Source organism: Streptomyces sp. NPDC057486, assembly GCF_042802415.1.
Lineage (GTDB): Bacteria > Actinomycetota > Actinomycetes > Streptomycetales > Streptomycetaceae > Streptomyces > Streptomyces yanii.
The window spans coordinates 23,207-32,756 of record NZ_JBHVEE010000114.1; the positions used below are offsets into that span (position 1 = coordinate 23,207).

Here is a 9,550-nt window from a genome sequence, read left to right on the forward strand (position 1 = left end):
CCGCGACCCTCAGGCTGCGGATCATCGGCAGAAACGCCAAGACCCCGCCCCAGCGAGTTCGCTGTTGGCGAGGTCTGTTCGGCACTTCCTGCGAAGTGCCCCCGGCAGGATTCGAACCTGCGCACCCGGCTCCGGAGGCCGATGCTCTATCCCCTGAGCTACGGGGGCGTGTCGCCGTCTTGCTTGGCGACGAATGAAACACTACCAGCTTCCGGCGGGTGTCCGTGAACAGGTATTTCCGTGCGGTCACCGTCGCACGTCGCCCCCCGTGCCCCCGCGCCGCCGTGTCCCGCGCCGCCGGCCCGCTCGCGCGCCCGACAGCCGGGCCGCCGTGTCGGCCATGTGCCACCCGCCGACCACTCGTCCGGGGCCGGAAATGGGCAAAACCCGGACGCAGCCCCTACGCCCGACCTACCCTCGGAGTGTGTCAGGGGCGTGCGGCCGCGTGCTTGTTGTCGACGACAACAAGGTCATCCGGCAGTTGATCAGGGTCAATCTCGAGCTTGAGGGCTTCGAGGTCGTGACCGCGGCCGACGGTGTCGAGTGTCTGGATCTGGTGCATCAGGTCTGTCCGGATGTGATCACCCTTGATGTCGTCATGCCCCGGCTCGACGGTCTGCAGACCGCCACCCGGCTCCGTTCCGATCCCCGGACCAGCCAACTGCCCGTCGCGATCATCAGCGCCGGTACGCAGTACGAGGTGGACAACGGTGTCGCCGCCGGGGTCGACGCCTTCCTGGCGAAGCCCTTCGAGCCGAGCGAGCTGGTGCGGCTCGTACGGCAGTTGGCGAACAAGGAGGCCCCGCCGTCGATCGACGGCAGACACCCTGCCGGGAGGGCGGAGAGCGCCGCGGGCTGACCGCATGGCGAAACCGGGTCGCGAAAGGCCCCCCTCCCTCCCCTACGCTTGTCCCGTGACCCCCGCCGATCTCTCCAGGACCGTGCTGCACGCTGTGCGCCGCGCGGTCGACGAGGACGTCCTGCGCGCGCCCGTGCCCGCGCGGGTGCGGGTGGAGAGGACCAGGCCCGGCGGGACCGGGGACTACGCCTGTGCCGTCGCGCTGCAGTTGGCCGGCCCTGCCGCGCGTCCGGCCAGGGAAGTGGCCGAGATCCTGCGGGACCGGGTCACCGGTGCACCCGGGATCGGGCGGGTCGACGTCACCGGGCCCGGGTTCCTGAGCTTCACCCTCGACGCGTCGGCCGATGTCCGGGCGCGCGAGGCACTCGTCCGCGAGGTGCTGGCGCGAGGGACCCGGTACGGACACGGGGACACGCTCGCCGGAGACATCCTGCAGTTCAGCCACGCCCGCGAGGTCCGGGCGGCGGTCACCACCCACACGCTGCGCGCGATCGCGCGCACGCAGGGCGCGCTCGTGCGTACCAGCTGCGACGGCACGCCCGACCCGGACTGGGCGCGGCTGGGTGTCCACATCGACGCACAGGGGAAGCCGCCGGCTCCGCTCACCGCCATCCGGCCCGTTCCCGCCGGTGCCGGTGCGGGGGAGCTGCTGCGGCGGCTCGGTCCCGACGCCACCCGGTGGGGACTGCTGCGGCCGGCCGGACACGACCACGCCCCGCTCGGTGCGGAGCTGCTCGTCCAGGGCGCCGGCAACCCGCTCTTCCTGGTCCGTTACGCCCACTCCCGGGTCTGCGCCCTCACCCGCGGCGCAGCCCTGCTCGGATTCACCGGGACGTACGACGACGACGTCGACGCCCCCGCACTGCTGCGCACGCTGGCCGACTACCCCCAGGCTCTCGCCGCCGCCGCCCGTCACCGCGCCCCCGACCGGCTCGCCCGGCAGCTCGAAGAGGTTGCGCACGCCTTCTTCGACTTCCACGACGCCTGCCCGCCGCTGCCCATGGGTGACGAGAAACCCTCGGCCGCCCACCGCTCCCGGCTGGCCGTTGCCGAAGCTGCCGGGGCGGTGCTCGCAGGCGGCCTGTCCCTGCTCGGCATCAGCGCACCCGAAGTCCTCTGAGAGACCTGAAAGAGCAGAGCAACACCATGAGCCGATCCGCACACCCCGCCGGTCCCCGTCACGCCGACGTCCTGACCGAGGGCCACTACGCAGCCCCGCCCGCCGACCTCAACGCCCTCGACGAGAAGGTCTGGGCCCGCACCGTCTCCCGCAACGACGACGGCGTCGTCGCCGTCGGCGGGATCGAAGTGACCCGGCTGGCCGAGGAATTCGGGACGCCCGCCTACTTCCTCGACGAGAGCGACTTCCGCGCCCGCTGCCGCGCCTGGGCCGACGCCTTCGGGCGGGACGCCGACGTCTTCTACGCCGGAAAGGCCTTCCTGTCGCGGGCCGTGGTGCGCTGGCTCCGGGAGGAGGGGCTCAACCTCGACGTCTGTTCCGGTGGTGAGCTGACCACCGCGCTCGGCGCCGGGATGCCCGCCGAACGCATCGCCTTCCACGGCAACAACAAGACCGTCGCCGAGATCGAGCGCGCCATCGAGGCCGGCGTCGGGCGGATCGTGCTCGACTCGTTCCAGGAGATCGTCCGGGTCTCGCACGTCGCGCAGCGGCTCGGCAAGCGGCAGCGCGTACAGATCCGGGTGACCGTCGGCGTCGAGGCGCACACCCACGAGTTCATCGCCACCGCGCACGAGGACCAGAAGTTCGGCATCGCGCTGGCCGGGGGAGAGGCCGCCGAGGCGGTCCGCCGGGCGCTCGCCCTCGACGGGCTCGAACTCATCGGCATCCACTCGCACATCGGCTCGCAGATCTTCGACATGGCCGGCTTCGAGGTCTCCGCCCGACGGGTGGTCCAGCTCCTCGCCGAGGTGCGCGACGAGCACGGCATCGAACTGCCGGAGATCGACCTCGGCGGGGGTCTCGGCATCGCGTACACCTCCGACGACGACCCGCGCGAGCCGCACGAGATCGCCAAGGCGCTCAGCGACATCGTGACCCGCGAGTGCGAGGCGGCCGGGCTCGCGACCCCGCGGATCTCGGTCGAGCCGGGGCGCGCCATCGTCGGACCCACCGCGTTCACGCTGTACGAGGTCGGCACCCTCAAGCACCTCGAAGGGCTCCGTACGTACGTCAGTGTCGACGGCGGCATGTCGGACAACATCCGCACCGCGCTGTACGACGCCGAGTACTCCGTTGCGCTCGTCTCCCGCCGCTCCGACGCCGAGCCGATGCTCGTCCGCGTCGTCGGCAAGCACTGCGAGAGCGGCGACATCGTGGTCAAGGACGCGTTCCTGCCGTCGGACCTCGCGCCCGGCGACCTGATCGCGGTGCCCGCCACCGGCGCCTACTGCCGCTCCATGGCGAGCAACTACAACCACGCGCTGCGCCCGCCCGTCGTCGCCGTGCGCGACGGAGAGGGGCGCGTGATCGTCCGGCGCGAGACGGAGGAAGATCTCCTGCGTCTTGATGTCGGCTGATGAAATAGATGTCTCAGGATCCGGACGGGTGACAGAAACGCCCGTCCGGTGAGTGAGACTGGTCCACACATGAGCATGTATGAGAAACGAGGTCGGATGATGCGTACGCGTCCGCTGAAGGTGGCGCTGCTGGGCTGTGGAGTGGTCGGCTCAGAGGTGGCGCGCATCATGACGACGCACGCCGACGACCTCGCCGCGCGCATCGGCGCGCCCGTGGAGCTCGCCGGCGTCGCCGTCCGCCGTCCTTCCAAGGTGCGCGAGGGCATCGACCCCGCACTCATCACCACCGATGCGACCGCCCTGGTCAAACGGGGCGACATCGACGTCGTCATCGAGGTCATCGGCGGCATCGAGCCCGCCCGCACGCTCATCACCACCGCCTTCGAGCACGGCGCGAGCGTCGTCTCCGCCAACAAGGCGCTGCTCGCCGAGGACGGCGCCGCACTGCATGCCGCCGCCGAGCAGCAGGGCCGGGACCTCTACTACGAGGCGGCCGTCGCCGGTGCCATTCCGCTCGTACGGCCGCTGCGCGAGTCCCTCGCCGGCGACAAGGTCAACCGGGTGCTCGGCATCGTCAACGGCACGACCAACTTCATCCTCGACAAGATGGACACCAGCGGCGCGGGCTACTCCGAGGCGCTCGACGAGGCCACCGCCCTCGGGTACGCCGAGGCAGACCCGACCGCCGACGTCGAGGGCTTCGACGCCGCCGCCAAGGCCGCGATCCTTGCCGGGATCGCCTTCCACACCCGGGTGAAGATCGGTGAGGTGCACCGGGAGGGCATCACCGAGGTCACCGCCGCCGACATCGCCTCGGCCCGCCGCATGGGCTGCACCGTCAAGCTCCTCGCCATCTGCGAGCGGGCCGCCGACGGACAGTCCGTCACCGCGCGCGTGCACCCCGCGATGATCCCGCTCAGTCACCCGCTGGCCTCCGTCCGCGAGGCGTACAACGCGGTCTTCGTCGAGGCCGAGGCTGCAGGCCAACTGATGTTCTACGGCCCCGGCGCCGGTGGCTCGCCGACCGCCTCCGCGGTCGTCGGCGACCTGGTCGCGGTCTGCCGCAACAAGCTCGGCGAGGCCACCGGTCCCGGTGAGTCCGCGTACACGCGTCTGCCGGTCAGCCCCATGGGCGAGGTCGTCACGCGGTACCACATCAGCCTCGACGTGGCCGACAAGCCTGGCGTACTCGCCCAGGTCGCGACGGTCTTCGCCGAACAGGGCGTATCCATCGACACGGTTCGCCAGCAAGGCCGAAATACAGGCAGCGGCGACGAAGTCGCCATCGAGCAGGGCGGCGGCGGGCGACGGGCGGGCGGAGGCGGCGAGGCATCCCTCGTCGTCGTCACCCACCGCGCGCCCGACGCCGCCCTCTCGGCGACCGTCGAAGCGCTGCGCAAGCTCGACACCGTGCGCGGTGTCGCCAGCATCATGCGTGTTGAAGGGGAGTAAGGACCCATGACCACCAAGGGCACCCACCAGTGGCGCGGCATCATCGAGGAGTACCGGGACCGTCTCCCGGTCACGAGCACGACGCAGGTCGTCACGCTCCGTGAGGGTGGTACGCCGCTCGTTCCCGCTCAGGTCCTCTCCGAGCGTACGGGCTGCGAGGTGCACCTCAAGGTGGAGGGCGCCAACCCCACCGGGTCCTTCAAGGACCGTGGGATGACGATGGCGATCACCCGGGCCAAGGAGGAGGGCGCACAGGCAGTCATCTGTGCCTCCACCGGCAACACCTCCGCCTCCGCCGCCGCGTACGCGGTGCGGGCCGGCATGGTCTGCGCCGTCCTCGTGCCGCAGGGCAAGATCGCGCTCGGCAAGATGGGCCAGGCGCTCGTCCACGGCGCCAAGATCCTGCAGGTCGACGGCAACTTCGACGACTGCCTGACGCTGGCCCGCTCGCTCTCGGACAACTACCCGGTGGCGCTGGTCAATTCGGTCAACCCGGTGCGGATCGAGGGCCAGAAGACCGCGGCGTTCGAGATTGTCGACGCGCTCGGCGACGCCCCGGACATCCACGTCCTGCCGGTCGGCAACGCGGGCAACATCACCGCGTACTGGAAGGGTTACACGGAGTACGCGGCGGACGCGATGTCCACGCACAAGCCGCGCATGTGGGGCTTCCAGGCCTCCGGCTCCGCGCCCATCGTCCGCGGCGAGGTCGTCAAGGACCCGTCGACCATCGCCACCGCGATCCGGATCGGCAACCCGGCCTCCTGGCAGTACGCGCTGGCCGCGCGGGACGAGTCGGGCGGCTTCATCGACGAGGTCACGGACCGTCAGATCCTGGCCGCCTACCGGTTGTTGGCCTCGCAGGAGGGCGTCTTCGTCGAGCCCGCCTCGGCCGCGTCGGTCGCCGGTCTGCTCAAGGCCGCCGAAGAGGGCAAGGTCGACCCGGGCCAGAAGATCGTCTGCACGGTCACCGGCAACGGCCTGAAGGATCCCGACTGGGCCGTCGCAGGTGCCCCGCAGCCGGTCACGGTACCGGTCGACGCGGCCGCCGCCGCGGAGAAGCTGGGCCTCGCGTAACCGGAACAACAGCAGCTCAACCGCCCCTTTTCGGGGCGGAGAGCGCATGGGAGGCGTGCGACACGCATCGTGCGCCTCCTGTGCGCCCTATGTCGCGACAGAACCTTCCTTCGATAAGCTGTACCCAACCTGCCACGCCGCACCTGCCGCGGTGCTGCCGTCGTGGCCATCGGGTTCTCCACAGGCTTACGAAAGATCCACCGCCGAAATCCCCACCGCAACACATCCCCGCTGCCTCACAAGGAGAGTCGTCGAAGCGATGGCCGGTCCCGCCTTCCGAGCCGCCGCCGTCCGGGTGCGCGTCCCCGCTACCAGCGCCAACCTGGGCCCGGGCTTTGACGCCCTCGGCCTGTCGCTGGGGCTCTACGACGACGTCGTCGTCCGCGTCGCCGACTCCGGCCTGCACATCGACATCGCCGGAGAGGGTGCCGACACCCTGCCCCGCGATGAGAGTCACCTCCTCGTGCGCTCCCTGCGAACCGCCTTCGACCTGCTCGGCGGACAGCCCCGCGGCCTGGAGGTCGTCTGCGCCAACCGCATCCCGCACGGACGCGGCCTCGGCTCGTCCTCCGCCGCCATCTGTGCCGGCATCGTCGCGGCCCGCGCCGTGACCACCGGCGGCGACGCCCGGCTCGACGACGCGGCCCTGCTGGAGCTCGCCACCGAGATCGAGGGCCACCCCGACAACGTCGCCGCATGCCTGCTCGGCGGCTTCACGCTTGCCTGGATGGACGGCGGATCCGCCCGGGCGATCAGGATGGATCCCGCTGATTCCATCGTTCCGGTGGTTTTCGTCCCCGGCAAGCCGGTCCTCACCGAGACGGCCCGCGGACTGCTGCCGCGCACCGTCCCGCACGTCGACGCCGCGTTCAACGCAGGCCGTGCGGCGCTCCTCGTCGAGGCCATGACACGGCGCCCCGAGCTGCTGCTCGCCGCGACCGAGGACCGACTGCACCAGGAATATCGTGCCCCGGCGATGCCGGAGAGCGTGGAACTTGTGAACCGACTGCGCGCCGACGGCGTCCCTGCAGTCATCTCCGGTGCCGGGCCGACCGTGCTCGCGCTGGCCGAGGACGGTGCGGCCGACAAGGTCGCACGGCTGGCGGGCGAGGGATGGGCGGCCAACCGGCTCACTCTCGACGCCTCGGGTGCGAGTGTGTTGCCACTCGCCCCGTAGCGAGAAGTGATTGCCGGTGAGTGAGAGGGGGAATGTTTGTTGGAGCCGGTAGTGTTAACCTCAAGTCTGCAACCGACGTCTATGTGGCGCGTTGCTTCGTGTCCCTTTCCGGGGCCACCATTTCTTCCGAGAGCCTCCCCAACTGCCTGAGCAGCCTGCCTGAGCAGTTTTGAGCACGCTCCGGAACCGGCACGACACCCCTCGCTTGTCCAGGAGTGGGCCGAGCAGGGGGATGCTCGCGCCGGACCCTTGCACATTCATCTCTCCGCCGTACCCGGCGGACCACCGCCCCGGCACGGTCCGCAAGATCAAAAGACCGCAGTCGGACAGCACAACCGGTCGCCGAGCCAGAAGGCCGACGTCCGCTCCAGGGAAGGACCCTTCGTGAGCGACACCACCGATCTGATGGGCGTGACTGCCGACAAGACCGTCGACAGTGCCGCGCCCGCCGAAGGTGCTGCCACTGGCACCACCGCACGGCGCCGCCGCTCCGGCACCGGCCTCGACGGCATGGTTCTGGCCGAGCTGCAGCAGGTCGCGTCCGGCCTCGGCATCAAGGGCACTGCGCGGATGCGCAAGAGCCAGCTGATCGAGGTCATCAAGGAGGCGCAGGCCGGCACTGCTGCGCCCAAGGCCGCTGCCGTGGACGCCGAGACCAAGCCCAAGCGGCGCGCCACCTCCAAGTCGCGCACCGGGGACGAGTCCGCCGCCGCGCCCGCCGAGAAGGTCACGGCTCAGCAGCAGATCGACATCCCCGGCCAGCCGGCCAGTGACGACCAGCCCGCGGGCGAGCGTCGTCGGCGCCGTGCGACCGCGCAGGCGGGCAGCCCGGAAACCAAGGCGGAGCCCAAGGCCGAGGCCAAGGTGGAGACGCAGGCCGAGCCGAAGGGCGAGGACCGCTCCGAGGCGAAGGCCGAAGCCGCCGTGGACACCGCCGAGGGCCGCCGTGGCGACCGTGGTCAGCGTGGCGACCGCGGTGAGCGGGGCGACCGCCGTGACCGTCAGCGGGACCGCCGTGGCAAGGGCGACGAGCAGGGCGGTGGCCAGGGGCAGCAGGGCGGCCAGCGCCAGCAGCGCCAGGGGCAGAGCCAGCAGGGTGGCGGCGGCCCGCAGGACGACGGTTACGACGACGAGGCGGGTGGCCGTCGCGGCCGCCGTGGCCGCTACCGCGACCGCCGTGGCCGTCGTGGCCGCGACGACTTCGCGAGCGACGCACCGCCGGTCACCGACGACGACGTCCTGATCCCCGTCGCGGGCATCCTGGACATCCTCGACAACTACGCGTTCATCCGGACCTCCGGCTACCTGCCGGGCCCGAACGACGTGTACGTCTCGCTCGCCCAGGTCCGCAAGAACGGCCTGCGCAAGGGTGACCACGTCACCGGTGCGGTGCGCCAGCCCAAGGACGGCGAGCGCCGCGAGAAGTTCAACGCGCTCGTCCGCCTCGACTCCGTCAACGGAATGGCGCCGGAATCCGGCCGCGGCCGTCCGGAGTTCCAGAAGCTGACCCCGCTCTACCCGCAGGACCGGCTCCGTCTGGAGACCGACTCCAACGTCCTGACGACGCGGATCATCGACCTGGTCGCTCCCATCGGCAAGGGCCAGCGAGGCCTGATCGTGGCCCCGCCGAAGACCGGCAAGACCATGATCCTGCAGGCGATCGCGAACGCGATCACCGTCAACAGCCCCGAGTGCCACCTGATGGTCGTCCTGGTCGACGAGCGTCCGGAAGAGGTCACCGACATGCAGCGGTCGGTGAAGGGCGAGGTCATCTCCTCGACCTTCGACCGTCCCGCCGAGGACCACACCACCGTCGCCGAGCTGGCCATCGAGCGCGCCAAGCGTCTCGTCGAGCTGGGTCACGACGTGGTCGTCCTGCTGGACTCGATCACCCGCCTCGGCCGCGCGTACAACCTCGCGGCCCCGGCATCCGGCCGCATCCTGTCCGGTGGTGTCGACTCGACCGCGCTGTACCCGCCGAAGCGATTCTTCGGTGCCGCGCGCAACATCGAGGACGGCGGCTCGCTGACCATCCTGGCCACCGCGCTCGTCGAGACCGGCTCGCGCATGGACGAGGTGATCTTCGAGGAGTTCAAGGGCACCGGCAACATGGAGCTCAAGCTCGACCGGAAGCTCTCGGACAAGCGCATCTTCCCGGCGGTGGACGTCGACGCGTCCAGCACCCGTAAGGAAGAAATCCTGCTCGGCAGCGACGAGTTGGCGATTGTCTGGAAGCTGCGCCGGGTGCTCCACGCGCTCGACCAGCAGCAGGCGATCGAGCTGCTCCTGGACCGGATGAAGAAGACCCAGTCCAACGCGGAGTTCCTGCTCCAGATCCAGAAGACGACGCCCGCCCCGGGCAACGGCAACGACTGACCTCGTACCGTCCCGGCAGCCCCGGACCGCCGGTCGTCACAAGGGCCGACCCCGTCACTTCGGTGACGGGG

At 70.6% G+C, this 9,550-nt stretch carries 7 protein-coding genes and 1 tRNA gene; 7 read left to right on the top strand and 1 reads right to left on the bottom strand.

What is annotated here, in order from left to right; translation table 11 throughout:
* Positions 1-96 precede the first annotated feature (96 nt).
* Positions 97-168, bottom strand: a tRNA-Arg gene (locus ACFU6I_RS36320).
* 208 nt (positions 169-376) lie between these two features.
* Here ACFU6I_RS36320 and ACFU6I_RS36325 point away from each other — a divergent pair.
* The 7 genes from ACFU6I_RS36325 (at position 377) to rho (ending at position 9,479) form a co-directional block, all read left to right on the top strand.
* Entirely contained in the window at positions 377-859 is a 483-nt protein-coding gene (locus ACFU6I_RS36325) for a response regulator (RefSeq protein ID WP_384374948.1), read from the top strand.
* A gap of 55 nt (positions 860-914) precedes the next feature.
* Complete coding sequence (gene nrtL, locus ACFU6I_RS36330; protein ID WP_384374951.1) at positions 915-1,979, top strand: ArgS-related anticodon-binding protein NrtL; 1,065 nt, start codon at positions 915-917, stop codon at positions 1,977-1,979.
* Positions 1,980-2,005: 26 nt separating this feature from the next.
* The gene (lysA, locus tag ACFU6I_RS36335; protein WP_384042454.1) at positions 2,006-3,397 is read left to right on the top strand and encodes a diaminopimelate decarboxylase; all 1,392 of its coding nucleotides are present in this window, start codon (positions 2,006-2,008) and stop codon (positions 3,395-3,397) included.
* Between the two features lie 96 nt (positions 3,398-3,493).
* Positions 3,494-4,849, top strand: a complete 1,356-nt coding sequence (locus ACFU6I_RS36340; RefSeq protein WP_384374954.1) for a homoserine dehydrogenase — start codon at positions 3,494-3,496, stop codon at positions 4,847-4,849.
* Positions 4,850-4,855: 6 nt separating this feature from the next.
* Positions 4,856-5,926 carry a threonine synthase gene (thrC, locus tag ACFU6I_RS36345; protein ID WP_384374957.1) on the top strand — a complete coding sequence of 357 codons (1,071 nt, stop codon included), beginning with the start codon at positions 4,856-4,858 and terminating at the stop codon, positions 5,924-5,926.
* 259 nt (positions 5,927-6,185) lie between these two features.
* The gene (thrB, locus tag ACFU6I_RS36350) at positions 6,186-7,103 is read left to right on the top strand and encodes a homoserine kinase (RefSeq protein WP_384374960.1); all 918 of its coding nucleotides are present in this window, start codon (positions 6,186-6,188) and stop codon (positions 7,101-7,103) included.
* Between the two features lie 384 nt (positions 7,104-7,487).
* Entirely contained in the window at positions 7,488-9,479 is a 1,992-nt protein-coding gene (gene rho / locus ACFU6I_RS36355) for a transcription termination factor Rho (protein WP_384374963.1), read from the top strand.
* Positions 9,480-9,550: the final 71 nt, after the last annotated feature.